Source organism: Candidatus Doudnabacteria bacterium, assembly GCA_037200925.1.
Taxonomy (GTDB): domain Bacteria; phylum Patescibacteriota; class Doudnabacteria; order UBA920; family O2-02-FULL-48-8; genus JBDTSL01.
Genome location: JBBCGO010000001.1, coordinates 638,913 through 665,044, shown reverse-complemented (window position 1 = coordinate 665,044; position 26,132 = coordinate 638,913). Strand labels below are relative to the sequence as shown.

26 protein-coding genes and 6 tRNA genes are annotated in these 26,132 nt (G+C 47.1%); 24 read left to right on the top strand and 8 right to left on the bottom strand.

Annotation, left to right across the window (positions count from 1 at the left end; genetic code table 11):
- The first annotated feature begins 22 nt into the window (after nt 1-22).
- Nucleotides 23-96, top strand: a tRNA-Pro gene (locus tag WDN47_03830).
- A 259-nt stretch (nt 97-355) separates the two neighbouring features.
- Here the strand turns inward: WDN47_03830 and WDN47_03825 are convergent.
- The gene (locus tag WDN47_03825) at nt 356-589 is read right to left on the bottom strand and encodes a hypothetical protein (GenBank protein MEJ0021680.1); all 234 of its coding nucleotides are present in this window, start codon (nt 587-589) and stop codon (nt 356-358) included.
- A gap of 431 nt (nt 590-1,020) precedes the next feature.
- Here WDN47_03825 and WDN47_03820 point away from each other — a divergent pair, with 431 nt between their 5' ends.
- The 8 genes from WDN47_03820 to WDN47_03785 all read left to right on the top strand — a co-directional run bounded on the left by WDN47_03820 (nt 1,021) and on the right by WDN47_03785 (nt 5,623).
- A complete protein-coding gene (locus WDN47_03820) occupies nt 1,021-2,037 on the top strand; it encodes an O-antigen ligase family protein (protein ID MEJ0021679.1) in 1,017 nt (338 codons plus the stop codon).
- Entirely contained in the window at nt 2,018-3,322 is a 1,305-nt protein-coding gene (locus WDN47_03815) for a UDP-N-acetylmuramoyl-L-alanyl-D-glutamate--2,6-diaminopimelate ligase (GenBank protein MEJ0021678.1), read from the top strand. The genes WDN47_03820 and WDN47_03815 overlap by 20 nt, the downstream gene beginning before the upstream one ends.
- Nucleotides 3,323-3,335: 13 nt before the next feature.
- The gene (locus tag WDN47_03810; GenBank protein MEJ0021677.1) at nt 3,336-3,557 is read left to right on the top strand and encodes a hypothetical protein; all 222 of its coding nucleotides are present in this window, start codon (nt 3,336-3,338) and stop codon (nt 3,555-3,557) included.
- Between the two features lie 74 nt (nt 3,558-3,631).
- The gene (locus WDN47_03805; GenBank protein ID MEJ0021676.1) at nt 3,632-3,814 is read left to right on the top strand and encodes a hypothetical protein; all 183 of its coding nucleotides are present in this window, start codon (nt 3,632-3,634) and stop codon (nt 3,812-3,814) included.
- A gap of 5 nt (nt 3,815-3,819) precedes the next feature.
- Nucleotides 3,820-3,893 (top strand) — tRNA-Ala (locus WDN47_03800).
- A 4-nt stretch (nt 3,894-3,897) separates the two neighbouring features.
- Nucleotides 3,898-4,362, top strand: a complete 465-nt coding sequence (locus WDN47_03795; protein ID MEJ0021675.1) for a DUF4446 family protein — start codon at nt 3,898-3,900, stop codon at nt 4,360-4,362.
- An 81-nt stretch (nt 4,363-4,443) separates the two neighbouring features.
- A complete protein-coding gene (locus WDN47_03790) occupies nt 4,444-4,803 on the top strand; it encodes a polymer-forming cytoskeletal protein (GenBank protein MEJ0021674.1) in 360 nt (119 codons plus the stop codon).
- 1 nt (nt 4,804) lies between these two features.
- Nucleotides 4,805-5,623: a hypothetical protein gene (locus WDN47_03785; GenBank protein ID MEJ0021673.1), complete on the top strand. Its 819-nt coding sequence runs from the start codon at nt 4,805-4,807 to the stop codon at nt 5,621-5,623.
- Between the two features lie 208 nt (nt 5,624-5,831).
- Here the strand turns inward: WDN47_03785 and WDN47_03780 are convergent.
- The 4 genes from WDN47_03780 to WDN47_03765 form a co-directional block, all read right to left on the bottom strand.
- A tRNA-Gly gene (locus tag WDN47_03780) sits at nt 5,832-5,905 on the bottom strand.
- Between the two features lie 130 nt (nt 5,906-6,035).
- Nucleotides 6,036-6,110, bottom strand: a tRNA-Phe gene (locus WDN47_03775).
- Nucleotides 6,111-6,197: 87 nt separating this feature from the next.
- Nucleotides 6,198-6,272, bottom strand: a tRNA-Val gene (locus WDN47_03770).
- Between the two features lies 1 nt (nt 6,273).
- A tRNA-Leu gene (locus WDN47_03765) sits at nt 6,274-6,359 on the bottom strand.
- A 210-nt stretch (nt 6,360-6,569) separates the two neighbouring features.
- Here WDN47_03765 and WDN47_03760 point away from each other — a divergent pair.
- The 15 genes from WDN47_03760 to WDN47_03690 all read left to right on the top strand — a co-directional run bounded on the left by WDN47_03760 (nt 6,570) and on the right by WDN47_03690 (nt 22,771).
- Entirely contained in the window at nt 6,570-7,403 is an 834-nt protein-coding gene (locus WDN47_03760) for an ice-binding family protein (GenBank protein ID MEJ0021672.1), read from the top strand.
- 218 nt (nt 7,404-7,621) lie between these two features.
- Nucleotides 7,622-8,440 carry a PAS domain-containing protein gene (locus WDN47_03755; protein MEJ0021671.1) on the top strand — a complete coding sequence of 273 codons (819 nt, stop codon included), beginning with the start codon at nt 7,622-7,624 and terminating at the stop codon, nt 8,438-8,440.
- Nucleotides 8,441-8,590: 150 nt separating this feature from the next.
- Nucleotides 8,591-10,069 (top strand): ATP-binding protein, encoded by a 1,479-nt coding sequence (locus WDN47_03750; GenBank protein ID MEJ0021670.1) that lies wholly within the window; start codon nt 8,591-8,593, stop codon nt 10,067-10,069.
- Between the two features lie 28 nt (nt 10,070-10,097).
- Nucleotides 10,098-10,505: a response regulator gene (locus tag WDN47_03745; protein ID MEJ0021669.1), complete on the top strand. Its 408-nt coding sequence runs from the start codon at nt 10,098-10,100 to the stop codon at nt 10,503-10,505.
- Nucleotides 10,506-10,774: 269 nt separating this feature from the next.
- Entirely contained in the window at nt 10,775-12,337 is a 1,563-nt protein-coding gene (locus WDN47_03740; protein ID MEJ0021668.1) for an ice-binding family protein, read from the top strand.
- Nucleotides 12,338-12,466: 129 nt separating this feature from the next.
- Nucleotides 12,467-13,030, top strand: coding sequence for a cupin domain-containing protein (locus WDN47_03735; protein ID MEJ0021667.1), 564 nt, complete (start codon nt 12,467-12,469; stop codon nt 13,028-13,030).
- 34 nt (nt 13,031-13,064) lie between these two features.
- Nucleotides 13,065-13,703 carry a class F sortase gene (locus tag WDN47_03730; GenBank protein ID MEJ0021666.1) on the top strand — a complete coding sequence of 213 codons (639 nt, stop codon included), beginning with the start codon at nt 13,065-13,067 and terminating at the stop codon, nt 13,701-13,703.
- 53 nt (nt 13,704-13,756) lie between these two features.
- Nucleotides 13,757-15,574 (top strand): peptidoglycan-binding domain-containing protein, encoded by a 1,818-nt coding sequence (locus tag WDN47_03725; GenBank protein ID MEJ0021665.1) that lies wholly within the window; start codon nt 13,757-13,759, stop codon nt 15,572-15,574.
- Nucleotides 15,575-15,669: 95 nt separating this feature from the next.
- The gene (locus WDN47_03720) at nt 15,670-16,449 is read left to right on the top strand and encodes a hypothetical protein (protein MEJ0021664.1); all 780 of its coding nucleotides are present in this window, start codon (nt 15,670-15,672) and stop codon (nt 16,447-16,449) included.
- Nucleotides 16,450-16,460: 11 nt separating this feature from the next.
- On the top strand, nt 16,461-17,405 hold the full coding sequence (locus WDN47_03715) for a hypothetical protein (GenBank protein MEJ0021663.1): 945 nt from the start codon (nt 16,461-16,463) through the stop codon (nt 17,403-17,405).
- 17 nt (nt 17,406-17,422) lie between these two features.
- Nucleotides 17,423-18,409 (top strand): class F sortase, encoded by a 987-nt coding sequence (locus tag WDN47_03710; protein ID MEJ0021662.1) that lies wholly within the window; start codon nt 17,423-17,425, stop codon nt 18,407-18,409.
- Between the two features lie 265 nt (nt 18,410-18,674).
- On the top strand, nt 18,675-19,343 hold the full coding sequence (locus WDN47_03705; GenBank protein MEJ0021661.1) for a hypothetical protein: 669 nt from the start codon (nt 18,675-18,677) through the stop codon (nt 19,341-19,343).
- 128 nt (nt 19,344-19,471) lie between these two features.
- On the top strand, nt 19,472-20,917 hold the full coding sequence (locus WDN47_03700; GenBank protein ID MEJ0021660.1) for an ATP-grasp domain-containing protein: 1,446 nt from the start codon (nt 19,472-19,474) through the stop codon (nt 20,915-20,917).
- A gap of 112 nt (nt 20,918-21,029) precedes the next feature.
- Nucleotides 21,030-21,713: an alpha/beta fold hydrolase gene (locus tag WDN47_03695; GenBank protein ID MEJ0021659.1), complete on the top strand. Its 684-nt coding sequence runs from the start codon at nt 21,030-21,032 to the stop codon at nt 21,711-21,713.
- A 473-nt stretch (nt 21,714-22,186) separates the two neighbouring features.
- Nucleotides 22,187-22,771: a hypothetical protein gene (locus WDN47_03690; protein ID MEJ0021658.1), complete on the top strand. Its 585-nt coding sequence runs from the start codon at nt 22,187-22,189 to the stop codon at nt 22,769-22,771.
- Between the two features lie 38 nt (nt 22,772-22,809).
- Here the strand turns inward: WDN47_03690 and WDN47_03685 are convergent, their stop codons facing one another.
- From WDN47_03685 to WDN47_03675, 3 genes are read right to left on the bottom strand one after another with little or no spacing between them, the layout of a single operon-like run.
- Nucleotides 22,810-23,277: a hypothetical protein gene (locus WDN47_03685; protein MEJ0021657.1), complete on the bottom strand. Its 468-nt coding sequence runs from the start codon at nt 23,275-23,277 to the stop codon at nt 22,810-22,812.
- A gap of 6 nt (nt 23,278-23,283) precedes the next feature.
- On the bottom strand, nt 23,284-23,676 hold the full coding sequence (locus tag WDN47_03680; GenBank protein MEJ0021656.1) for a response regulator: 393 nt from the start codon (nt 23,674-23,676) through the stop codon (nt 23,284-23,286).
- 39 nt (nt 23,677-23,715) lie between these two features.
- On the bottom strand, nt 23,716-26,088 hold the full coding sequence (locus WDN47_03675) for an ATP-binding protein (GenBank protein MEJ0021655.1): 2,373 nt from the start codon (nt 26,086-26,088) through the stop codon (nt 23,716-23,718).
- Between the last annotated feature and the right edge of the window lie 44 nt (nt 26,089-26,132).

The window sequence follows — 26,132 nt, the reverse complement described above, 5'->3', positions numbered from 1 at the left end:
TATATTGTTAAACATCATGAAACGGGGTGTCGTATACCGGTAGTACGCACGCTTCGGGTGCGTGTAGACTGGGTTCAATTCCCAGCACCCCGACCAATAAAAACGCTCAGGCGTTTTTTATTTTTCCATTATTCCTTCAGCGAGGGTGTTGCAGAAAAAAGAATTGCGAACCGCTTTCCAATGCGGTGAGCCTTAGTCCGCTTCAGCGGACGTCTTTTTTTGCAATGCCCGAGCGTCCTGACGCGACGAAAGGCTAGTGTCATGATGGTTTGTATGCTGCTGGGGGGCAACAACTTTGCATCACAAGACGAACACTAGCCTTTTTTCTAAAACGCGGGTGGGCATCGACGACACCTCAAGCAGATGCTGCGTTCGATTCTCTGGACTGCCGGGCGAGCTGCACGGAAGTAAGTACGCTTGCCAGTCTCTTCACGATTGCGGCCTGCTCCTCCAAAAATTCTCCTTCTTCACTGAGTATTTCGTATTCTGCAAACCACTCGCCAAGCGTCATCTCGGCTTTTTCCGGCTGATCACGGAGCAAACGACCCTGTTTGATGAGCTTGTTCTTGCGAGCTACATCGGATGCCACTACCAATCCCCCCTTTCTATTGAAAGTAATTAATTATTAACACGTCTTGCCCGGCATTTCAAGAGGAAAAATAATCTATAACATGCAAATCCTCTTTTAAATGTATAATTCTTATATATACAACAAAATAATATATGTTTCACGTGAAACAATTTATAAATACTACAATAAATAAGCCAATTCACGAGCTCTTGTTCTATGTTTTCCTTTTTTTTATTCCTATCCAAACCAGAATTCTTTACAAACCGGAGCAGGCATATATAGGTTGGTATTTTAACTATCATCTGGCTTTGTTTGTTTATCTTTCAGATCTTCTGTTAATCGTGTGTTTCATAGCCTGGTTTCTCTTTGATCAACCAAAGATTACAAAAAATGGGTTATTATGGCTTATATTAGCCTTTTTTACCCTAATTTTGCTAAGCTTGTTCCATATGAAACGATTAGATTTAGGCTTATATAACGCTTTAAAATGGTCTGAACTACTTCTGATAATCCTATATGTTTCCCAAGTCTTAAAAACTCAGGTTCAGTTCCTAACAGTTTTTTGGATCACTTTTCTCGCTGCAGTCTTTCAAAGCATATTGGGTTTAATTCAGTTCCACGTGCAACATTCTCTAGGTCTTGGGTTTTTGGGAGAATATATTGCCCCACTTGGAACTTCCGGGCTTGCAACAATCCAAGTTGGGAGCCAAAAACTGATCCGGGCTTATGGAACTATGCCGCATCCGAACATTTTAGGTGCTTTTCTTGTTTTTGGGCTGATATCCGGTCTTTTTATTGTTTCACATGCAACAAAGAGACAAAAATCCCTAATTTCAGTGGGCTTACTTATAATAATGTTAGGCCTATTCGCTAGTTTCTCAAGATTAGCCTGGGTTGGGGGAACGATCGCAACCATAAGCTTCCTCTTCTATTACCTCAAAGTTAATAGAAGAGAACTCATGGCCTTAATTCTTGTTCCGGTAATTGTTTCATGTGCAACGATACTTATCTTGATGCCAAATACGCTTAAGGCACGGGTTTCAGATACTAATTCAGCCAGTATTACTGACAGAGCCTTCTTTGACCGGTTGGGTTTAGAATTGTTCAGCCATCATCCATTGTTTGGGGTCGGGGTGGGGAACTATATTCCCGCATTGGAAGCCGCAAACAAACTTGATGCCTGGCAATATCAGCCGGCTCATAATATTTTCATCTTTATTGCGGCAGAACTCGGAATACTTGGGTTGGGATTATTCATTCTGATCCTGTTTGAAATATTTTCAAGGCTAAAAAATGTTTCATGGGAAACACTGACATTTACTTTTGCGGTCCTGGGAATCTTATTTTTATTTATGAGCCTGTTCGATCATTATTTTGTTACAATACAGCAGGGGAGGCTGATGTTTTTCACGGTATTGGGATTAATTGCCGCTTTGCCGAATATATATGCTCAAAAACCTGATTAAAAAATTTACTCCGGACTTTTTGCTGAACTGGTATCATTTGTCGCTCGCACATCTGGCGAATTTTATTTACGGCCGGCCTTCGGAAAAATTGATCGTTATCGGAGTGACCGGCACGAACGGCAAATCAACCACTGCCAATTTGATATCCAAAATTCTGGAAGAAGCCGGGTTCAAAACGGCCGTATCATCAACCGTGAGCCTCAAAATTGCGGACAGAGAATGGTTAAACCCAAAAAAGATCACCATGCCGGGAAGATTTTTTTTGCAAAAACTTTTATCAGACGGGGTAAAAGCCGGCTGCCGGTTTGCGATCATTGAATCTTCATCCGAAGGCATCATGCAACACCGCCATATCGGCATACACTATGACGCCATGGTGTTCACGAACCTGACGCCGGAGCATATCGAAGCTCATAAGGGATTTGAAAATTACAAAAACGCGAAGCTGGAATATTTTCGGCATCTGGAAAGGTCGCCTTACAAAATCATCAACGAAGAAAAAATTCCGAAGGGGATAGTTATCAACGCGGATGACCGATACGAGGCGGAATTTACGAATTTCAAGGTTGATAAAATTATTACCTATGGAAAAAATCCGACAGCCCGAGTCAGAGGCACGGATTTGTCAGCTTCAGAGCAGGGGATAAGATTTAAGGCATGGGATACTGATTTTAGCCTTCACTTAAAAGGAGTTTTTGACTTCTATAATGCCTTAGCGGCAATTGCTACAGCGATCGGCTCTGACGTGGATATAACTGTTGCAAAAAAAGCGCTGGAAAAGATCCCGAACATTCCCGGCCGGGTGGAACTGATAGATGAAGGCCAAAATTTCCGCGTCCTGGTTGATTACGCTTATGAACCGGAAGCTCTTCGCCAGCTTTATGCTACGATTAACAACTGGGCGCATGGAAAAATCATTCACGTCCTGGGTGGAACAGGCGGAGGACGGGACAAAGCCCGCCGGCCGATTCTTGGCAGACTGGCAGCCGGTGCTGACATGGTTATTCTGACCACGGATGATCCTTATGACGAAAATCCCGAAAAAATTATTAATGAAGTCGCAACAGGCTGCATTGAAAAAGGAAAAAAACTGAATGAAGATCTTTTCAAAATTACAGACAGGCGGGAAGCGATCGCCAAAGCGTTCAGTCTCGCCGGTCAAAATGATCTGGTACTCATCACGGGCAAGGGGGCTGAGCAAACAATGGCTGTCAAAAACGGTTATATTCCCTGGGACGACAGAGAAGTGGCAAGAGAAGAGCTAAAAAAATCAATTAAAAAATAATTAACAAAAATTTATGGCAGATGAAATACAAGAAGCCAAGGATAAACATTTGGAAGCAATGAAATATTTGCAAAACATGCGCGATGATGTCCTGGGAATCATAAAAGACACGATAGACCGCCACTATGATTCTCCGCCTGAGAGTTTGCAAGGCGAACAGGATGAGCGCAACAAACTCAAGCAGGACCTGCGCGAAGCGCAAGCCCGCATTGAGCGGACCATCAACGGTTTGTAAAATTTGATCAAAATAAATGCGCGATATTGAGGGTTGAGAAAATTATCGATTACCTATATAATCAAGCTACTTTTATGATAAAAAATAATCCTGTTTTAGTAAGAAATGAGGAAGAAGAATATCGCCAAGTGCGCCGGGACCTGATCTTTGTCGTAACGATGAACCTGATCTTCCTGGCCCTTTTGCTCGGTTTATATTTTTTCAATCGTTCGACCGGCCGCGTTGACGCGTTTTTCTCCCACTTGCTGAAATTTTAATTCATGGGCTTATGGTCTAGTGGTATGACGCCACATTCGCATTGTGGAAGCGGCAGTTCGATTCTGCCTAAGTCCACCAAATTATGAACAATCAATATTTAGTTTTGATCAGCACTATTTTAAGCGCCATCTTGCTTATTGCGGTCATTTGGCTGGCGTTAAAGCTTGCCAAACTCGACCGAGTTCGCCGGGAGTTTTTTTCTTCCGGCCTGGGCAAGGACCTGGAGCAGATTCTGATCGACCAGAACCGCGGCATCACGAAGATCAACCAGGAACTTACTGAACTGGATGAAAGCCTGACCAGGCTTTACAAAGATAACCGTTCCAATATCCAAAAGGTTGGATTTTTGCGTTTCAATCCGTTTGATGATGCCGGCGGCAATATCAGTTTTACTTTGGCGCTGCTCGATGCTTCAGACGAGGGAATAGTCATCTCGTCCCTTCACGGCCGAGAAGGGACCAGAATTTATGCCAAAGCCGTGAAAGCCGGTTTGTCTGAATCCAAATTAACCGAAGAAGAAATTCAGGCGATAAAAGAAGCAAAATAAAAATTGGCCTAATTAGTCTAATTGATCTAATTTCTAATTATTTAGGTCAATTAGAAATTAGTAATTAGAAATTTACTTTTTATGGCCCGACAAGAACAAAATCCGGAAACAATTGTCGCCGCTTCCATGCGGATCGATGGCGAGCTGAAATCAAACGGCAACGTAAAAATTGACGGTGTAGTTTCCGGTAAAGTTCATACTTCCCAGGATCTGCTCGTCGGCCCGAACGCCCAGATCGACGCCGACATCATCGCTGCCAACGCAGTGATAGGCGGGGTGGTCAAAGGCAATGTCACGGTCAAAGAATCATTGCTGCTTTTGGAAACAGCAAAGGTCATCGGCAATATCAGCTGCGGTTCTTTGGGCATCCGCGAAGGAGCTTACTTCTCGGGAGCATGCAAAATGCAGGAGCCGAAAGCTGTAGCTGACGCGCAGGAATAGTATGTACTACTACATTGTTGACCCGCAGAAAATCTCACAAAGAGAGTTTGAACGAGTACAAAACCTTTTGTACTCGTCTTTGTCTGAGTACCGGGTTTCGGGCGAAGTCGTGCGCTCGACCGGGCTTCGCACCATCAATCAGCTGGTGGAGAACGCTTTTTTTCACGGCGCCAAAACCATTGTCGCCGTGGGTTATGACGATACCCTGCACGACGTGATCAATGCGATCAAAAATCGGGAAATAGTAGTGGGTTTTATTCCGATCTTTGAGACCCGGATCGGCCAGATGCTCGGGATCATGGATATCGCGCGCGCGGCCAAGATCATCGGCGGCCGCAGAATAGAAGAACTGGATCTGGGCCTGGTGAACGGCAATTATTTTTTATCAAAGCTCATGTTCGGACCAAGCATCAATCCGGATGGGGGATTTGGCAGCCTGTTCAATTTAAAATTGATCCGTTCGCTTTTTAATCTTCCTGCGTTTGAAGTTAAATTCTCGGTGAACGGACAATACCAGGCCAGCACAAAAGTGGTCAGCGGAATAATCACAAATAACCATGACGCCAAAGGCAGCGCCGAAGTATTGCTTTTACCCAAACTGTCCAAATCCAAAACTTTCCGGTACCGCAAGCAAATTCTCACAGGCGATTATCAGGAAATTCCCGAAGCGTCGGTCATCCACGCCAATAAAATAGAAGTCCTGACGCCCACCGGCTTGCCCCTGCGCGTCGGGAGCCGCGTCATCGCCAAAACACCTGCGGTGATAGAGATCCTGCCCAAGGCATTGAAAATAATCGTGGGCCGCGACAGGAAAGTTTAGCAAAGAAAAAATCCGACATTATGGTCGGATTTTTTCTTTGGAGCGGGTAGCGGGAATTCCGCGGCGCTAATGCGCCTTGCCCGGGGCAGCGCTGAAAGCTGCGCTTGCTCGCTTTCATCGACGCTCGACTTCGGCTGATGCCTCGTCTCGCTTCTGCCCGTTCGATTCCAAAAAAAAACTCCATCACCTCATATGGAGCACTTTCTTTTGGAGCGGGTAGCGGGAATCGAACCCGCATCTCTGCCTTGGCAAGGCAATGTTCTACCACTGAACCATACCCGCTCGTCGCGACTGACAGACGCTTCGCATTTTACCCCGTAAAAGTGCTACGGTCTGGTCGTCGCTCCTCTCAAAAAATTTGTTCTCGGCCTTCGGCCTGCGACTCAAATTTTTTGTAATTCCTTATATTCTTTGGTGCCTCGGGTCAGAATCGAACTGACTACGCCAGCCTCTTCAGGGCTGCGCTCTACCAATGAGCTACCGAGGCGTCCTCAAAAAAATTGTTCTCGTCCCGATAAATCGGGACTGCGACTCAATTTTTTGGTCTTAGAAATCCTATTATACCAAATCTTATTGGTGGGCGGTGTAGGGATCGGACCTACGGCCTTCTCGGTGTAAACGAGACGCTCTACCACTGAGCTAACCGCCCGTGGTGCACGGGAGAGGACTCGAACCTCCAAGCCCTTGCGGGCGCTACCACCTCAAGGTAGTGCGTGTACCATTTCGCCACCCGTGCATGAATTCAATTTGCACAAAAATCCTATCAATTATAAGCAAATTTCGTTCTTAGGTCAATCAATTTTATAATGGCCTGAATTCAGAAATAATTTTCGTAAACGGACCTGTTCCGTTTTTTTTCTTTTGTAATTGAATAAATAACATTTTATAATGAAGCTATACTCGGTTTTCCATGGAGGATTGTATGCGAAAGAAGATGCGGTGGTTTGTGTCTGTCCCTCTCGCTGCGATTGTTCTCTTCGCTTCCGCGGCATCCGCCCAGTCGCTCGGTTCGGCGCAGAACTTCGCCGTGCTTGGCGCCACGACGGTCACCAACACCGGCGCGAGCGTCGTCACCGGTGATCTCGGGGTCAGTCCCGGCACCTCGATCACCGGCTTCCCGCCGGGAGTCGTGGTCGGAGGAACAATAAACGCGGGCAACATGCGCGCGGCAACAGCTCAAGCAGATGCCCACCTGGCGTACGCCGCGCTAAAAGCGTTGCCTTGCCCAAGCGTCAATAATCTGACCGGCCAAGATCTGGGCACGCTCACGCTTCCGCCGGGAGTGTACTGTTTCAACTCCTCGGCGCAGCTGACCGGAACGCTCGTTCTGACCGGGTCCGGTCCCTGGGTTTTCCAGATCGCAAGCACGCTGACAACCGCAAGCAACTCGCACGTTGTCATGATGGATGCAACGAATTGCGGAAATGTCTTTTGGCAGATCGGAAGCTCCGCTACCCTCGGAACCGGCACGCAATTTGCGGGAAACATTCTGGCACTGGCGAGCGTCACCCTGACGACCGGCGTCAATGTTTCCGGCAGTGTGATAGCCCTCACGGCAGCGGTGACGATGGACACGAACCATGTCGCCGTCTGCTCAAAGGGTTCCACTTTCCCGCCGGTGGAAAAGTGCGAAGTGCCGCCCAAGAAGCACCACCATCATCACCACGACAAGGACCACGATCGTGATCACCACAAGGACAAGGATCATAAGGATCACGATAAAGACCACAAGGACGAACACAAAGACAAAGATCACGACAAGGACAAAAAAAAGTACTGACTGTTACGCGTCCTGCTGGGACTCGGGGCTTCGCGGCTTTTGCGAAGCCCTTATTATTAAACCCCGCTCAATTTATAATATTTTTGGCCGGATATATAGTGATTTACTGGCGTTTATTGACATTGGGGTAAAATTTAACTATTCTGATTTTATACCGTAGGGAATATTAAACTAATTTTAGCTTAAAAATCTTAAAACTAACTGGGGGGATCAAAAATATGAACGACGACACAAAAAAATCAGATACATTAAAAGAATCGGAAGCGGAGTTAAAAGAATCAAAACTGGGAGTAAGAGAATCCGAAGAGGACATTAGAGAATCAAAGCAGGATGTAAAAGAATCGAAACAAAAAATAAAAAAATCAGAAGCGCAGTTAACAGAATCAAAGCAGAATATAACAGAATCGGAAGAGAAAATAAAAGAATCAGAAGCGCAGTTAACAGAATCAAAGCAGGAGATCAAAGAATCACAACAGGAAGCTTTGCATTATATGAAAACTTTGGTAGACGTTGCCAGAGAGTCGTTCTTAATTCTTGACGCTGATCTTCGCGTGGTTGAAGCGAATCCGACTTTCTATGAAACCTTTCAGGTTTCGCCCCAAGAAACGGAAAATATTCTTCTTTATAAACTGGGGAACGGCCAGTGGAATATTCCTGAACTGAAGAGCCTGCTGGAAGAAATTCTGCCGGAGAAAAAAATGGTCAGGGATTACGGCGTCACGCATACTTTCGAAACCATCGGTGAAAAAACTATACTGCTCAATGCCAAACAAATAGACACTGTGCAACTGATCATCCTGGCCATGGAAGACATCACCACCAGAAAAGGGCTTGAGGGTAAATTAGCCGAATATACCAAAAGCCTCGAGGTCAAGATCGCCGAGCGCGCAAAAGAACTGCTCAGCAGAGTAACAGAATTGGAATCAGTGAATAAAAGCATGATCGGCAGGGAACTGAAAATGGTGGAGCTCAAAAAAGAAATCGATGACCTGAAAAAACAAATCAAAAACGGCGATGGTAATCAAAAAAATCGCTGACAAATGAACTCTATTACGGTGAATTCCGATATAAAGATCATAGTATGGAGCATCTTATCAGGTGCATTGTTAGCACTTTTTATTTTTTTCTTTTTAACCAAAAAAAGCAGGCAACAGAAGACTCAAAAAAAAACTGCATATTTATTCAATTTGATTCTGATCTTAATTTTTTTTGTGATCCTTGGAGCTGAGATCTATTTTCTATTGCTGCCTCCATCCAACCAAAGTTTACCCCAGACCGCTTTATCCCAAACGGTTAAATTCCCGTTAACAGGATCAATTCAGGTCCCTCAAGCAGCAGCTGTTTCTGCAAAAAGTTTATATGCAACTCCACTGGACGGGCTGACCACCTCCTCTCTTCTCATAGCGGTAGGTATTATAGGCGCAGCTTCATTTCAAAATATCTCTACCAGGAAACGGGTGGAGAAAGATCTGGAAAACGCAAAGATAGCCGCGCGGAATGTCTACGAAGATCTTCAGGCTGAGGCGGAAAAGCTAGCGCAGGCAAAAGCCAAAGAAGAGGCGATCTTGCTTTCGGTCGGCGACGGGCTGATAGCGCTTGATGAGAAAGGGAAGATCATTTTTATGAACCACACGGCCGAACAGATGCTCGGCTATAACAGCTCCGAATCGATCGGCAAGCAATGGTATGAGATCCTGATTCGCGAGGACGAGAAGGGCAATCCGCTGTCAGCTGAGGAAGGGGCTATACATGCCGCTCTGACAACGGCCGCAACCACGACCACAACTATAACAACTTCCTTTTATTACATAAGAAAGGACGGGACAAAATTCCCTGTATCAAGAACCGTGTCTCCCATAGTCCTTGGCGGCAAAGTCATAGGAGCAATAAACATCTTCCGGGATATAACCCGCGAAAAAGAGATCGACCGCGCCAAAACTGAATTCGTTTCGCTCGCATCACACCAATTGCGCACACCGCTTACGGGCATAAGGTGGCTGATCGAGCTGATCATGAAAAAAGAAAAATTAACGGACAAAGGTAAAGAATATCTCAATGATATTCTTTATTCGGTTCAACGCTCCAATGCACTGGTAAAATTGTTGCTGGATACTTCCCGGATCGAGAACGGGAGCGTCGGTGTACATGCTGAATCCCTGGAGTTGGTCGGTTTTATCGAAAAACACATTGGCGAATACCGCCTGCTTTCCGAAAAGAAAAAATTGTCGCTTAAATTCACGCCGCACCCGGAAGAAATTACGATTGTTACGGATATGAACCTGCTCGAATACATCCTGCAGAATCTCGTTACCAATGCAATAGATTATACTCCGCCCGCCGGAAAGATCGATATCTTGCTGGAGAAGAAGGAAAATTCGGTGATCCTCCAGGTCAAAGACTCCGGCATCGGGATCCCCAAGAAGGATCAGGAACATTTGTTTGAAAAGTTCATGCGCGCGAGCAATGCAGTTGTTACAAAAACCGACGGCACGGGATTGGGTCTTTACATCGCCCGCGAAGCGGCAAAACTGCTGGGAGGAAAGATCTGGGTTGAATCGCCCACACTGCCGGAAGAAAAAGGCACGACTTTCTTTGTTGAACTGCCTTTGATATCGCCGTCCAAAGCCGGAGGAAGCGGATTGGCATATGTTAAAAATCTTAAATAAATAAATTAGGCGCGAATGCGGAATTTATATGAGCGCAAAAAAAATAGCATTGATTGAAGACGATGAAATTCTGTCCAAAGTGCTTTCTACGGAATTCAGAGATGCCGGATTTGAGGTCTTTCAGGCATTTGATGGTATTGCCGGTCTGGAACTGGTGAAGTCCAAGCGCCCCGATGTAGTGATGCTTGATCTCATCCTTCCAAAAAAGCCGGGCCTGGAAGTGCTCGAGGAATTAAAAAATTCTCCTGACACGAAAGCCATCCCTGTGGTAATACTCACGCTACTTGGCGAAGACGAAGACATCAAAAAAGGCCTTGGACTGGGATCAGACGAATATCTGATCAAATCAAACCAGGCTGTAGGCGATATTGTCGAGAAAGTAAAAAGGTTTCTTGCAAAAAACAATCAGCCTGAAGAAAAAACACCAACAACGTAAGCTACTCTGTGGATATTGCAATTTTTTTGTAATTGTGCTATAATATATATATAGCTTAAGTTAATAAGACATTGAAACAAAAAAAGACAAAGGATCATATTATAAAGACAGTTGGGAATCTGGCCCGGAATTTTTTGTTGCCAAAATTACTTAACAAAACATCAAATATTGGAACAAGCTGAGTGGTCGACCCGCTTAAACCAATATCTTCAACCCTGTAAACATCAATATACAACTCACACAAATCATTAACCAAAAAATAAAAAATTATGAAAATATTCAATAAAAACTCTATTTTAACACTATTTGTAGCCTGTTTAACGCTCTTGGCCCTGGGTTTTGCCGAGCCAATGGCCGCAATCGCAGCAACTACGCCTAACCTTGGCGCTGCGACATCCTATGCTATTCTTGCCAGTACCTTTACTAACACAACCGCAGGAACCACAGTCAATGGCGATATCGGATTTACTACAGGAGCGCCCGTCCATCCTGCGGGAGCTCAGGCACGTTATGGCAATACCCCTCCATATACCACGGCAGGTACGGATCAAGGTGCAGCCTTAGCTGCTTTGGCTGCCCAATCACCGTGCACAACCACGTGGGGAGGTCCAATAGATCTTGGAACTGACGTTATTCATGGTACGATTGGAGTTTATGCTCCTGGAATATATTGCAGTGGAGGGGCAATGAATATATCGGCTACAATTACTCTTACAGGTGCTGGAACTTACATCTTCAGAGCTGTTGGCGCTCTTACTTCATCGCCCGGAGCGATTGTCGCACTCGCCGGAGCTTCACCATGCGATGTTTTTTGGACACCGACCCAGGCCACGACGCTTAGTGCTAATACTACAATGATTGGAACTGATATTGATGCTGCAGGTATTACTGTCGGCAGTACTACAAACTGGTCTGGAAGGCTTTTGGCATTTGGCGGAACAGTAACGACCGATACCGACACCATTAACGTACCACCGACATGCGCGGGTACGCCTCCAGCGGGTTCCAATGGCCCAGTTGTTGTTCCACCGCTTATTGATGTCTTGAAAGTACCAAATCCTTTGGCTCTGCCGGGAGGACCAGGGCCCGTAACTTATACTTACACTGCCACTAATATTGGAACCGTGCCCATGACCACAGTAACCATGGTTGGTGATACCTGCAGCCCGATAGTTCTGCAGTCAGGAGACACTAATAACAACGGCGCGCTGGATGTGAATGAAACCTGGGTCTACACCTGCACCACGACGCTTGCGGCCACGCACACGAACACTGTCACAGCGACCGGATATTATCTTGGCCAGAGCACAACCCATATTGCCAGCGCAACAGTGATTGTTGGCGCGGCAATTATTCCGCCCCTGATCCATGTGGTAAAAACACCAAACATGTTCGTCACTCCTTCAGCCAACGGCGGACTGGTCACATACACTTACAATTTAACCAATCCTGGCACTGTTGCTCTAAGCAACGTCACTCTGACCGATAACTTCTGCAGCGGCATCTCAGGGCATACCGGCGACATCAATGCCGATAATTTGCTTGATCCTACGGAAACCTGGACGTATACCTGCACCTCAAACCTGACCGCAACCACAACGAACACGGCAACAGCGACCGGAACTGCCAATGGCATTACCGCAACAGATGTCGCTACCGCTACAGTGGTTGTACCGAGCCTGGCTCCGGCTGCGATCGTAGCTCCGCCTTTGCCGGCAGCGGGATTTGCTCCGGAAAAGAAAAACACTCCTTGGGGCATCGTCATTCCGACAGCCGGGATCTTCCTCGGATTGTTCTCATCCTACTTGATGAGAAAAAAACTGACAGCTTAATCATAGTCCACTGTAGTTTTAAAACGCAACTTAATCTAGATGTTAAGTGTCAGCAAAATGCGCTTAGCCTAAAGACTGTAAAGGCTCCGCTCAAGCGGAGCCTTTACCTTAGAAGCTCATAAAAGATCTATGCGACCAAAAATTTCGTCAAAATGGCCATTGTTGAACATCGGCATCGCAGGAATTGCTTTCTTATCAATAATTATTTTCTTTCTGACACTCGGTCAGCGCGGCATGGTATTATATACGAAACCAGCGCCTACGGCCGCCGTTCAGACCCCAAAAAAAATGAGCTACCATACAAACATCATCAAAGATACGCAAGCTAACGATTATTTCCGGCGCGTTCTGTTCACCGGTGCGAACAGCCAGCTGGTCATCATGAGCATTCCGCCAGGAGGCGAGGTCGGAGCGGAGACGCATAAGTACACCGAACAAACGCTGTTCTTCCTTTCGGGTACGGGCGAGGGCGAACTGGACGGTAAAAAATTCCCCATCAAACCCGGCGATGTCGTCGTCGTGGTCCCGGGGACGGAACATAATTTCACTAATACCGGCACGCAAGACCTCAAAATTTACACAGTCTATGCTCCTCCCAATCATATTGACGGCCGAATCCATAAAACTAAGGCTGACGCTGATGCCGACAGCGCAGACGAGGCAATCGGCGAAACTCCGCCCGTAAATAAATGAAACTTTGCCCGCCGCTTTTGACGGAAAAAAATCTATGCGATCGAAAATCTCATTTGAACGGTCTTGGCTTTATATCAGCATTGCGGGAGTTGCCTTCTCTTCGATCTCTTTAATAGTTACTTTTTTTCTCGGCGCGCCGCAAGGCTCAGTTGCAAGCCAATCTTCCCAAAATCTGATCAGCGGACAGTCAGTTGAATCTCCCGATTCCGAAGCAGGCCCGGGACTTCCGGTTCGTCTCAAGATCCCTGCAATAAATGTTGATGCCGCAGTTGTAGATCTTGGCCTTGCTGCTGACGGAGCGATGGATGTACCGAAAGCGCCTTCAGACGTAGGATGGTTCCAACTCGGTTCCCGGCCGGGGCAAACAGGCAGCGCTGTTCTTGACGGCCATTATGGAATTTGGAAAAACGGGGACAAGTCTGTGTTTGATAATTTATATAAATTGCGCAGCGGTGATAAATTATACATCGAAGACGACACTGGAACGATTATGACTTTCGTTGTGGTTGGCAGCAAAAACTATGAACCGGACGCGGACTCATCGGATATTTTTGGCTCCACAGACGGAAAAGCCCACCTTAACCTGATCACCTGCGAAGGGGTTTGGGATGAAGCCCAGAAGAGTTACTCCAAACGGCTCATCGTATTTACCGATAAAGAAACTACTAATTAATCATTAATTTTTTTATGTTGAAAACATTCAAACGCTTTTTTTTGGGTTTTATTATGGCCATTCTGGTCCTGGCGGGAGGGAAGAAAGCTGCTGCCGATACTAATAGTACGAATTTTGACGGTTTCACCCTTGGCGACTTAAATGGCCAGGATGGCTGGACCAGCGGACACGGGTCTTCGACCTGTCCTTTGTATGACGTAGCTGTGGTTCCCAATACCGCGGGCTTTGCAAATTTCGGAACCCAAAGCTTGCGCATTTCCAATGCCATTACCTGCGGCAGTTTTAACGACCAGACTTTTTCCAAATCTTTGGCGGATGAGGCAGGGGAAACATTGGCTGGCAGCAGCGCATTTTCCGGAGGAACACGCCAGCCGTATTTTGAAGCGCAATGGGATTTTGCTTCAACAGTCCCGGGAAGCGAACAGCCAGGCCTGTCCGTGGTCGCAAGCCCGGATCGCGGCGACACAATGCGAATGAGCTGGCTGCAGATGCAGGATACTCCCGCAGGCCTCCAGCTTAATTTTGAGGATTACCAGCACTCAATATCGAATTTTGTCCTCACTCCCATCGCCACCGGTATCGACAGAACGGTCCCGCACACGGTCAAAATAACGATGCAATTCATCGATGGGGCAGAAAACGATATTGTGAACGTCTACCTGGACGGCGTACTCATCCACACGGGAACGAGCTGGGAAGATTATTTCCGCGATTTTGCCGGCGGCATACCTTTCCCCGTCGATTCAATAATGTTCCGCGTTGCTGGCACAGCCGCCCCGGCGACCTTGGGCAATGGATTCTTGATCGATAATTTTTCTTCTTTCAGCGGACCGGTGCCCGTTCCCGGCGGCGTCCCTGCATCTGCAAGCTCCGGCCCGGTCCCGGTTCCGCCCATGATCGATGTCGTGAAAGTACCTAGCCCTCTCGCTCTGCCGGCAGGACCAGGGCCTGTAATCTACAACTATACGGTTCGCAATATCGGAACAGTCCCTATGACCACGGTAACTTTGACGGATGATTCTTGCAGCCCGTTAACCTTGGTTTCAGGCGATGCCAATAACAACGGCGCGCTCGATGCGAATGAAACTTGGGTCTACACCTGCACAACGACACTTACAGCGACCCAGACGAACACAGTCACGGCGACAGGATTCGCCAATGGGCTGAGCACCACTGATACCGCAACAGCAACAGTAGTTGTCGGCGCTCCGGGACTGCCGAATACAGGAGTCGTGATCCCGCCCTTAATTCATGTGACAAAAATTCCAAGTCCAATGTCACTGCCTGTTGGAGGAGGAATGATTGCCTACTCATATACAGTAACCAATCCGGGTATCGTCGCTTTGAGCAATGTGAATCTAATTGATAATACATGCAGTCCGCTCTCAGACCCTTCCGGTGATGCCAATAGCAATAATTTGCTTGATGTTTCGGAAACTTGGAGTTACGCCTGCAGGACAAATCTCAAAACTACCACAACGAACACGGCCACGGCTACCGGAACAGCCAATGGGATCACTGCGACAGATTCGGCTTCTGTTACTGTCATTGTGTCTGTTCCCGGCCTGTCCGCCCTCCCGGTTGTTCCCGGTTTTCCCAATACTGGAACCATTCAAATGAACAAAACTGAAGCGAATACTATTTTCCGCAGATCGCTCGGCACGGGCGCGCGCGGCGCGGATGTCAAAGCGCTTCAAACAGTTCTGGTGCAAAAAGGGTTTCTGCGAATTCCGGCTGGGGTTGCTTACGGGTTCTACGGTCAGCTAACGAGAGCGGCAGTCAAAAAATACCAGGCAAACACAGGATTGCCGCAGGTCGGTGTTTTCGGCCCGTTGACGCGCGCCAAACTCATTTCGGAGTTAGGGGATTAAAAAACCCGGAAAAAAGTATTCAACTTACCCACAGACGAACAATACAAAGTTGCCGAAAAATGTTAAGCTATAAGCAAGAATCGGAATAATCAAACATGAAACAAACGATTAAATCAATAGTAAGTTTTGTGCTGATACTGCTAATCGGATTCGTATCTGTTTACGCTTTAAAGACGGTGCTGGCACAAACATTATATGTCCCTTTGATCGGCATTACATCTGTGCCCAAACCGCTGGCACTGCCGAATGGGCCGGGTAACATCACTTACAGTTATGCGGTTAAAAGTTTCGTTAAAGAAGCGCCTTTGGCCGGTGTCAGGGTTGTCGATGACAACTGCAGCCCTGTCAGGTTTGTAACCGGCGATGACAATCGCAATGCCAGACTTGATTATAATGAAACATGGAGATATACCTGCACTGCAAAACTTTCCCAAACGACTCTCAGCACTGCGACGGCAACAGGAGTTGCCAATAACCTAACCGCAACACATAAAGCCTATGCCACTGTTGTTGTCGGCTCCAAGACTCCGCCCCCGCTGGTCAGTATTGTTAACGTCACCAAAATTGCCTATCCTTTACCCTTGCCCATCGCAGGGGGCAAGATCACCTATACTTTCCGAGTCGGCAATCCGGGCGTAGTGCCTTTAAGCAATGTAACGGTCACTGACGATAAATGCACCGATATGTCCGGCAGACTCGGAGATACCAACGGCAATAATCTTTTGGATATAAATGAAATCTGGGTTTATACATGCACCGCAACTCTGACGCAAACAACAACAGATACGGCTCATGTTACCGCCTTTGCCAACGGTTTGCAGGCCACTGATAATGTCGCTCTGACCATCAAGGTTATAAATAAAAAAAGTAATTAAAATAATTTAATATGAAACAAACAGTTAAATCATCGGGCCTTGTTCTGATACTGGCCGCGGCATTGGTATTTGGATACGGCACAAAGGCGAGTCTTGCCCAAACCAGCCCGAGCGTTTTATATGTTCCCTTGATCGGCATAACCGAAGTGCCGGAGCCGCTGGCACTGCCGAAAGGACCCGGCAAGGTAACATACAAATATGCGGTCAAGAATTTTCTTCAAGAAGTGCCTTTGACCGACATAAAGGTTTCTGACGACAACTGCAGCCCTGTTAAATTTTCAGAAGGCGACGACAACGGTGATAAAAAGTTGGACTTTAGCGAGACATGGAGATTTACCTGTACAAAAACCGTTTCCCAAACTACCCAAAGCACTGCCACAGCCACTGGCACTGCCAATGATATAACCGCAACGCACCAGGCATATGCCACCGTCGTTGTCGGTTCCAAGACTCCGCCTCCGCTGGTCAGCATTATCAACATCACCAAAGTTGCTTACCCTTTATCCCTGCCTCCCGAAGGGGGCAAGATCACCTATACTTATAGGGTCACCAATCCGGGAGTGGTGCCTTTAAGCTACGTGACCGTTACTGACAATAAGTGCAGCGCTATATCCAACAAGCTGGGAGACACTAACGGCAACAATCTTCTGGATGTTAGTGAAGCCTGGATCTATACCTGCGACACGACCCTGACGCAAACAACCACGAACACAGCTACAGTAACTGGTTTTGCCAACGGTTTGCAGGCTTCAGATAACGTGGCTCTTACCGTCTACGTAGCCACTTCGCCTGCCGCGACTGCTCAGGCAAATCCCAATTTCCCGGAAACAGGATCGGTCAACAATAACAGCAAAAGTATTGTGTGGGAGATCTTGGCCGGCCTTCTAGTGCTGCTTATTATCGGATTCGTCTACCGGAGAAAATTCGGGAAGCCGGTAAATAAGCGCAAATCCTAAAGAACGGTAAAAAAACAATGAAAAGAAAATCCAAATCAAGATTAAAAAGAATATTGATCGTAATTGTTTCCATAGTAATATTGGGAGCCGGGTATTTGCTGTTGTTGCCTCACCTCAACAAGAATAAGCCGGTGACACTCGTACCCGATGCGCTTTTCGGCTGGAAATTCCCGGTAACGAAATTCCCGACAACCGGATCGGGCGGCCAGGTCGCTTATTCCGACATCCGCGATCCTGGAGGCATACCTTCAGGACTCCCGGTCCGCCTTCAGATCCCGGTTATAGGAGTGGACTCTTTAATTGAGGACGCACTCATCACTTCTGACGGGAGAATGGATGTGCCGGCCGGTTCTGTGAATGTTGCCTGGTTTGCCTTGGGTCCACACCCCGGCGATACGGGAAGCGCGGTCATCGGCGGACACTTCGGCATCAGCAACGGAGTGCCATGGGTTTTTTATAATTTGGACAAGCTGCGGGTCGGCGATAAAATATATATACTGGATGATAAAAATGAAACTCTTGCATTCCAGGTCCGCGCCATCAATTCATTTGACCGGGATGCGGATGCCACGACTGTTTTCACATCTACCGACGGCCTAGCGCACTTAAATCTTATTACCTGCGAAGGAATTTGGAATCAGGTTAACGGTATGTACCCCCAACGGCTTGTGGTATTCACTGATGCCATACCGTCAGAAGGCCCCATATCGGTTAATCCTACTTCAACCACGCCAACAACGACTCCGGAGGCCACACCTTCACCTACTCCCGCTTCCACACCGACACCGACTCCGCCAGCTACTCCTTCGCCAACCCCGGTTGCCATTCCGGCAACTCCTTCTCCGCTCCCGGAAACAGTACCTTCCCTCACCACAACTTCGCCAACCTCAGGCCAAACGCTTGTTCAGTCCGCAAAAAGTTTATTTGCAACACCGGTTAATGCAATAATTACATCCACTCTTGTCATTGGAATAGGTGTTATGGCCGTTCTGATTATCTGGTGAAGCATCTCGCGATAAAAAAAGCAGCCACTCCGCTCTAAAAGCGGGGTTTTTGTTATGGCCACGTCATTACTATTGACAAAACCACCTTTTTGTGCTAATATGTAAAATCTAGTAGTTCCTTATAAAACCCGCCTTTTGGCCTCCGCTCCTGTAGTTTCTGAAGAGACTGTAGAAGCGGATGCCATAACGGCACAAGCCCGGTATGGGGTAAATAATACATGCACAACTTCACGCTTGTGAGGTTGATTTTAAGGAGGGTAGTATCGTGAAGCAGTATGCGCTCGATGAAAATGCCAGGCTCGAGTTCGGTTTCCGGATCAAGAGCACGCAGGCATCCTACCGGGAGCTCGAGAGTCTGCTCGGCAAGGACGCCAAGGTCAACTGGGCGCGCACAAAAACGCGGCCAGATCCGACCAAGCACTTCGCCATCCCGGCCGAGATCGACCAGAACGGAACAGTGGACATCCCGCACCATGTCATCGACGTGTTCACTCGTTACGGCGGGCACATGATGGTAAAGCTGGTCACTCCGCTGCCGATTGGCCGCTATGCCAATCTTGCCATGGTCACCGATGATCGCAAAGGCAAGCTTTGGGATTTTGACAAGACGCAGGCCAAGCGCGACAATGGCGACTATGTCTACTCAATGCCGCTCCACGGCCTTGATAAGGCAGGGGAAGGACTTCGATTCTTCTTCGTCATCCGGCTCAACCGACAGGCCGACGGCAACATCGTTCTCGCCGTCGACAAGATGACGGTCACCCGCGGCAAGGAGCATTTCACCGTAGTGCGCAAAAGCCACGGACCATTCCCTGCGGCGAGCGCGGAGAACATCCCGCTCATCGCTGACCGGTTCACCTCAATCGAGGGCGGCAAGGAAACCCATCCGCTTCGGGGTCTGCCGCTGGCCGAGGCAATCAGCCGCAGCATCTAATTCACGATCGCACATCGCTCCGTCTTACCAACAGGGGACGGGCAAAAGAAAAGAACCAGATATAGCTTACGCTTATCTGGTTCTTCTTCGTTATAGAGCAAAAGCCGTCAATAGCTTATAATATGTTCATGAACGATCTCACACATTCTTGGCGCAAATACGTCCGGAACCTGGATGACGTAATTGAACAGCTCCATCTGCAACAAATCATCGCTGTGGGAGTGGCGCCGTACCAGCGGATAATTCCGGCTTTTTTTATGCGCCGGTCCCATTACCAGATATATTGCGTCAGAGATTCGGCTGACATTGATGTGCTTCAAAACTACGCCAATATTTACTGTCTGGAACAGAAAAACCCCAAGATCGCCCTGAAAGTCCAATCCACCGGATATCTTCTTAAAAATTATATGTTCCAGGGGTTTCTTAAAAATCAGAGATCCCAATATACGCTGCTTTTTTATCAGACCACCAAACCGATCGTTGATTTTCTGAATGCCGAAAATATTCCCTGGATCGGCAATGATCCGAAATCCTTTGATCCGGTGCTTCACAAAGACACTTTCCGCAATCTTTTAAAATCTTTAAAACTCAAGCATCTCGAAGACTGGACGCTGTCCGTCGCGGAATTTCGGGATAAAAATTTTGAGGAAATTTTCAAACGCTGGGGGAGCAGCGTTGTCGTACAACCCGGGGACTATGAAATTTCAGGCGGCACGATGTTCATCCATTCCGAACAGGACCTCTTGCTGGCAAAACAAACGGTGATCTCCGAAAAATTTGAAAAAGTGCATACGATCAAACTTACTCCTTTCGTCACGGGCAATGCCTTAAGCATGCTCGGATGCGCCACGGAACAAGGCGTGCTGACTTCAACATTGCAGCTGCAATTAGTGGACGTTCCGGAATCGCTGCACGGGCATCCGGCCTCAGGGCATTTTTTCGGCCATGACTGGGGGTTCCATCCGTGGTCTTCGGAAACCGAAAAAAAAGCGCAAAAGATCGTTGAAACGATCGGCCATTGGCTGTACCGCCGGGGATATACAGGGATTTTTGGAATAGATTTTATCTTGGATCAGGAGAAAAACGACCTTTATCCCCTAGAGTGCAATCCCAGATTCACGGGCGCTATTCCCGTATATTCCCAGCTTAATTTATTGACAGGCGTTCCGCCTATAGATTTTTTTACCCTGGTATCTTATCTGAAAATACCGGTCCAGTTCGATTTCAACGCAGTCAACGACGCATGGAAACAACCGCACAATGTTGCCCATATTGCGATCGTGCCTTATGGCATCGAAACGATGAAGGTCAATCTTGCCTGCGGGATCTACACTTACCATGAAAAAGAAAAAGCATTGGAATATTTAAGACCCGGGGCTTTTTTGCACGAACTGAAAAATGATCGGGAATTTATTATCATCGACCCAGTCCCAAGATTGAATCAGCCGATAATGCAGGGCGTGCCCAGATTGTTTAAATTTATTTTTCCGCACACGATCGCGGAAGCAACGAATAAGATCAAGCCGCTCTACGGGGAGATACTAAGCTCCATGGGCAACCTGCTGCGGCATTGACAAACAACTCCAAATGAAGTATACTTCCTGGTTCGCAAAACTCACAGAAGGATTCGGAAAAGGAGGTAGAACCATGTCCGAGACTGTTCGCTTTCCGACGGTAGACGATAGTATGCTCACAGGAACCATGACGATGCCGCGTGGTACGAACGAAGTCAACATCGTTCTGCTGCTGCATGGCTGGAAATCCAACCGGCAGGGAGCGCGCAACTCCATGCTGGCCACAAAGCTGGCCCAAGAAGGGATCGGCTCACTGTCATTCGACTTCCGCGGACACGGAGATTCTGAAGGCGACATCCGCCAAATCAGCGTTTCCACCGAGGCGGAAGATGTTGCCGCCGCCTGCGCATATCTTGTGACCAATCCGCGGGTCAATCCCAGAGGCATCGGGATCGTGGGCGCTTCGATCGGAGCTTCCGCAGCATTGCTGGCAATGGCTTATCATCCGGCCGCATTCCGCTGCGGCGTCCTCATCTCGCCCCGTTTGGACTTCAGCGAAGTCAGGCAGGACATGTACAGCTTCGACGGCCCAAACGGCCGCGTCGAGAACCGCATCATGCTGCCTGTAGGCAAGGGGATCGATTTCTACGCCGAGGCCGGCCACATCAAATGTCCGGTCATGATCATCCACGGCGAGAACGATGAGTCCATTCCGCTGGAGCAATCCAAAAAACTGATCGGGCTCTATCCCAAAATGGAGCTGATGGTGATCAGCGGCGGCAACCACCGGCTGGACGCACACGTTCCCAAAGTGGTCAGTTACACGACCGATTTTTTGGTCGACCACCTGGGCTAACAGGTTTCTGACATTTTGTCAGAAACCTTTTTTATTTTGACCAAATATACCCAATATATTAAGGGCAATTTGGCCTTTTGCCCTCTTCCTCCGGCTATTGACAAAATAGCTTTTTTTTGCTAATATTGATAGTTGCGTACCCCGTCCTGGCCCCGTGCCAGGCGGGGGCAGGCAACATAGGGCGCTCGGGTATTGCGAAAAAAGACGGTATAAATTTGCTAGTCACAAATTTACACCTAAGTCCTCGGCCTCGTCACGGCAATGTGACTTCGGCCTCAGAATTCTTTTTTCTGCAACACCCTCGCTAATTCAAACTATGTAAAACCGCGCAACAGCTCTTTAAGAATATTTAAAGGTCTACCGAACCGTTTATTGCCCATACCTGGGTCCTCACTTCAATGTGAACTTTCCTGAATTGCAACCTCAGCAGAGTGACCCGGTTCCTGGATTATGAACGCGTGGGGAAATATTCAATGACAGCCCGTTTTGTCTTGGCTACACTGATTGTGACTTCGGCGGTTTCATTACTGCCATACTCAGCTTCAGCCCAAACACAAAACACAAAACTCGTCCTTGAAATACAAACACTACAAAACGTCAATCTTACTGATCTGGCTCCGCTTGTGCAGAACAATAACGATCAGGCTGCGGATGTGCTTCAAACCCAACAGCCCGAACAACCGGATCCGAACATCGCGATCTTACAAACTTATCTGGAGCAAAAAAATTCGCCTTTGGCGCCATATGCCGCTGACATCTTACAGAATGACAATTGGAAATTGGTTTTGGCCATTTCCAACGGAGAATCAACACTCTGCAAGCATCAGATGTACAACAATTGCTGGGGCGTGGGCGGCGCTTGGAACCTGAAACGCTACGAGTCTTTCTCTGAAGGGTTCGCAGACGTCGACCAGCTGCTGGCCACCAAATATATTGCGGCCGGCGCAGACACTCCGAAAAAAATCGTGAACCGATATGTCGGGCATCCCAATGCAAACTGGGTATTGGCGGTAAACCAAATTTTAAATCAATTGAATCAATTACCCCTGCAAAACTAATTAAAAAAGCCCTCCGCACGGAGGGCTTTTTTAATTTATTATTCCGGCCAGTCCTGGCCTCCATATTTATCTACAATAGGTTGAATTGAATTGCTTATATCATCCTCAGTTTTAGCCGACTGCAACCGTTCCTCTAAATTTGCAAGATCGGCATAAATATTATTTATCCTATCTGTCAGATCTTGTTCTTTTAAATTTCCTTCGAAAAGAACGTGCTTGATATGCTCAGCAATATCCTTACCTTTTAACTTACCTTCATATCCTTGTCTGATCCGATCCAATATCTTGTTGACATGGGTCTTCACGCTACTGTCTTTTTTTACAACGAGATCTGATTCACTATTCTGGAAATTATAATCCAAATCCAGAGCACCAATGATCCCTTCCAGATCACGGAGTTCTTCTATTTTTTTCTCAAGCGGACTCAGTTGCTCTTTTTGGTTTTCAATGATATCAGGACTATCCGTGCTGGGTCTATTTTCTAAAGCACTTGCTGATTCCGGCATATAATTTTATTGAGAAAGACGGTCTTTGACCTTTTCCACCACATCATTGATCGCCCAGTTTGATTTCACCAAATAATATGAAGGTAGATCTTCAGTGACTCCCTTCATTATTTTATCGTCATCGGCGCTTAAGTTCGTAAGCATTATCACAGGAACAGTTTTGCTCCATTCGTTCTCTTGCCTCAGTTTTTTGAGCATGGTCATGCCGTCCATTTTGGGCATTACAATGTCGAGGAGAATTAGGTCGGGTTTTTCCTTAAGGGCGGTGCTCAATCCTTCCTCGCCGTCTCTGGCCGAAACAACCTGAAAACCTTCCCGTGTAAATTTATCCACAAGAGCTTTCCGCTGGGACATCTCATCTTCTACAATAAGTATTTTTTTATTTGATGTATCTGTCATAGCCTGAATTATAGCACAAGCTGCAATGTCAATGAATTCCTAACCGGTAGAACCGCTGGTGATCTTTGTTATTCCTTCTTTTTTCTTCATGCCTTCGAGCGGGATCGTAAGATAGAATTTCGATCCCTTGTTCAGTTCAGACTCGAACCAAATATTCCCTTGGGCGTGGTCAATGATAGACTTGGCCAGGTACAGCCCTAATCCTGTCCCGTCCGTATCCTTTTCTTTCACATTGTCAGCGCGGAAAAGCTTGGTAAAGATCTTATCCTGCTGGTCTTTGGGAATACCGTAGCCGGTGTCCGATATAAATACGACCAAACTGTCTTTTTTGATCAATCGGCCTCCGATACTCTCACCGTTTTGTTTCAAGGAGATCTCCACATCAATAGTTCCTTTCGGCGGCGTATATTTCACCGCATTGCTGACAACATCTTGTATCGCGATGCTTATGAGTTTCGGATCAACGAAAATCTTTTGAAGGTTCTTCGAATATTTTTCATTCACGCGCAATTCTTTTTCGTGTATTTGCGGGTTCATTTCTTCAATTATTCCCTTGGTGAGGGCTACTACGTCGGTTGGTTCGGGCTGAATGGCGAACACACCAAGATCGATCCGCGACACATTAAGCAGTGTATTAACAAGGGTTATCATCCGCTGATTGTTCCTATACACCTCTTCGAAATATTCTCTCTGTTTTTCGTTTAATTCTCCGACCTCACCGGAAAGCAGCATTTCCAAAAACCATTTCATGCTCGTGGGCGGAGTGCGGAGCTGATGAGAAGCAAGCGACACAAATTCGCTTTTAGCCCGGTCAACTTCTTTTTCCCGCGTGATATCACGGAAAACTTCAATGGTCCCGATGACCTTGCTGTCAAGAATAATAGGCGTCACCACCATTGCGACCGGAAATTTTGTTTTGTCTTTCCGCACGTAATAATAGCTTGCGCCCTCTGTTGTTGTGCTGGTAGTCGTACCGGCTGTCAAAGCCATGATCATAGGACGTTTTTGGGGCGGAATTGATGCTCCTTTTTCGTCTTCCATAGGGATCACTTCGGAAAAAACTTTTCCTATAACTTCTTCGCTTTTAATATCAAGCAGTTTTTCAGCCGTATTATTTATAACGGTAATAATTCCTTTTTCATCGGTAGCAATAAGCCCCTCCCCGATACTGGCGATCATTGTTTCTTTTTCTATGGCAGTCACGGCCAGTTTTTCTGCTGTCACAGCCAGGTTCTGTCTGATACTTTCTTTTTCTTTTGCTGTCACTGCCAGGTTTTCCCTGATACTTTCTTTTTCTTTTGCTGTCACTGCCAAGTTCTGTCTGATGCTTTCTTTTTCCTTGGCGGTTACGGCAAGCTCCTTGGCAGTCACAGCCAGGTTCTGTCTGATGCTTTCTTTTTCCTTGGCTGTCACTGCCAAGTTCTGTCTGATGCTTTCTTTTTCCTTGGCAGTAATGGCAAGTTTCTCTGCGGTCACAGCCAGGTTGCGCCTGATGCTTTCTTTTTCCTTGGCGGTTACGGCAAGATTTTGCCTGATGCTTTCTCTTTCCTTAGCTGTTATAGCAAGTTTCTCTGCCGTTACCACCAGCTTGTTCCGAACGCTTTCTTTTTCCTTGGCGGTAATTGCGAGCTTTTTAGCAGTAACCACCAGCTTGTTCCGAACGCTTTCTTTTTCCTTGGCGGTCACAGCCAAATTGCGCCTCACACTTTCTTTTTCCTTGGCGGTCACAGCCAGCTTTTCTGCCGTTACCACCAGCTTGTTCCGAACGCTTTCTTTTTCCTTGGCGGTAATTGCGAGCTTTTTAGCAGTAACCACCAGCTTGTTCCGAACGCTTTCTTTTTCCTTGGCGGTCACAGCCAAATTGCGCCTCACACTTTCTTTTTCCTTGGCGGTCACAGCCAGCTTTTCTGCCGTTACCACCAGCTTGTTCCGAACGCTTTCTTTTTCCTTGGCGGTTACGGCAAGATTTTGCCTGATGCTTTCTCTTTCCTTAGCTGTTATAGCAAGTTTCTCTGCCGTTACCACCAGCTTGTTCCGAACGCTTTCTTTTTCTTTCGCTGTTCTGGCAAGTTGTCTTGCGGTCACAGCCAGGTTGCGCCTGATGCTTTCTTTTTCCTTGGCAGTAATGGCAAGTTTCTCTGCGGTCACAGCCAGCCTTCGTCTGATACTTTCCTTTTCTTTGGCTGTTACCGCCAACTTTTCGGCTTTAATAGGAAGCCTCTTAGCCCTCACGGCCAGCTTGCGCCTGACGCTTTCCTTTTTTTTGGCCGTCACTGCAAGTTTTTCGGCTTTAAGGCGAAGTTTGCCTGCGGTCACAGCCAGTCTGCGCCTGATACCTTCCTTTTCCTTGGCTAAAACTTTAAGCTTAAGGGTTTTCTTACTGGATGCGGAGATTTTATTTTTCTTATTCATGGTTATGGTTATAGTATATCAATCTGGTGCCTGGGGAGGGAATC

Coding starts and splice junctions, on each gene's coding strand:
- WDN47_03820 (MEJ0021679.1), top strand. CDS start 1,021: ATGAAACGATTAGATTTAGGCTTATATAACGCTTTAAAATGGTCTGAA.
- WDN47_03815 (MEJ0021678.1), top strand. CDS start 2,018: ATGCTCAAAAACCTGATTAAAAAATTTACTCCGGACTTTTTGCTGAAC.
- WDN47_03810 (MEJ0021677.1), top strand. CDS start 3,336: ATGGCAGATGAAATACAAGAAGCCAAGGATAAACATTTGGAAGCAATG.
- WDN47_03805 (MEJ0021676.1), top strand. CDS start 3,632: ATGATAAAAAATAATCCTGTTTTAGTAAGAAATGAGGAAGAAGAATAT.
- WDN47_03795 (MEJ0021675.1), top strand. CDS start 3,898: ATGAACAATCAATATTTAGTTTTGATCAGCACTATTTTAAGCGCCATC.
- WDN47_03790 (MEJ0021674.1), top strand. CDS start 4,444: ATGGCCCGACAAGAACAAAATCCGGAAACAATTGTCGCCGCTTCCATG.
- WDN47_03785 (MEJ0021673.1), top strand. CDS start 4,805: ATGTACTACTACATTGTTGACCCGCAGAAAATCTCACAAAGAGAGTTT.
- WDN47_03755 (MEJ0021671.1), top strand. CDS start 7,622: ATGAACGACGACACAAAAAAATCAGATACATTAAAAGAATCGGAAGCG.
- WDN47_03745 (MEJ0021669.1), top strand. CDS start 10,098: ATGAGCGCAAAAAAAATAGCATTGATTGAAGACGATGAAATTCTGTCC.
- WDN47_03740 (MEJ0021668.1), top strand. CDS start 10,775: ATGAAAATATTCAATAAAAACTCTATTTTAACACTATTTGTAGCCTGT.
- WDN47_03735 (MEJ0021667.1), top strand. CDS start 12,467: ATGCGACCAAAAATTTCGTCAAAATGGCCATTGTTGAACATCGGCATC.
- WDN47_03730 (MEJ0021666.1), top strand. CDS start 13,065: ATGCGATCGAAAATCTCATTTGAACGGTCTTGGCTTTATATCAGCATT.
- WDN47_03725 (MEJ0021665.1), top strand. CDS start 13,757: ATGGCCATTCTGGTCCTGGCGGGAGGGAAGAAAGCTGCTGCCGATACT.
- WDN47_03720 (MEJ0021664.1), top strand. CDS start 15,670: ATGAAACAAACGATTAAATCAATAGTAAGTTTTGTGCTGATACTGCTA.
- WDN47_03715 (MEJ0021663.1), top strand. CDS start 16,461: ATGAAACAAACAGTTAAATCATCGGGCCTTGTTCTGATACTGGCCGCG.
- WDN47_03710 (MEJ0021662.1), top strand. CDS start 17,423: ATGAAAAGAAAATCCAAATCAAGATTAAAAAGAATATTGATCGTAATT.
- WDN47_03700 (MEJ0021660.1), top strand. CDS start 19,472: ATGAACGATCTCACACATTCTTGGCGCAAATACGTCCGGAACCTGGAT.
- WDN47_03695 (MEJ0021659.1), top strand. CDS start 21,030: ATGCTCACAGGAACCATGACGATGCCGCGTGGTACGAACGAAGTCAAC.
- WDN47_03690 (MEJ0021658.1), top strand. CDS start 22,187: ATGACAGCCCGTTTTGTCTTGGCTACACTGATTGTGACTTCGGCGGTT.
- WDN47_03685 (MEJ0021657.1), bottom strand. CDS start 23,277: ATGCCGGAATCAGCAAGTGCTTTAGAAAATAGACCCAGCACGGATAGT.
- WDN47_03680 (MEJ0021656.1), bottom strand. CDS start 23,676: ATGACAGATACATCAAATAAAAAAATACTTATTGTAGAAGATGAGATG.
- WDN47_03675 (MEJ0021655.1), bottom strand. CDS start 26,088: ATGAATAAGAAAAATAAAATCTCCGCATCCAGTAAGAAAACCCTTAAG.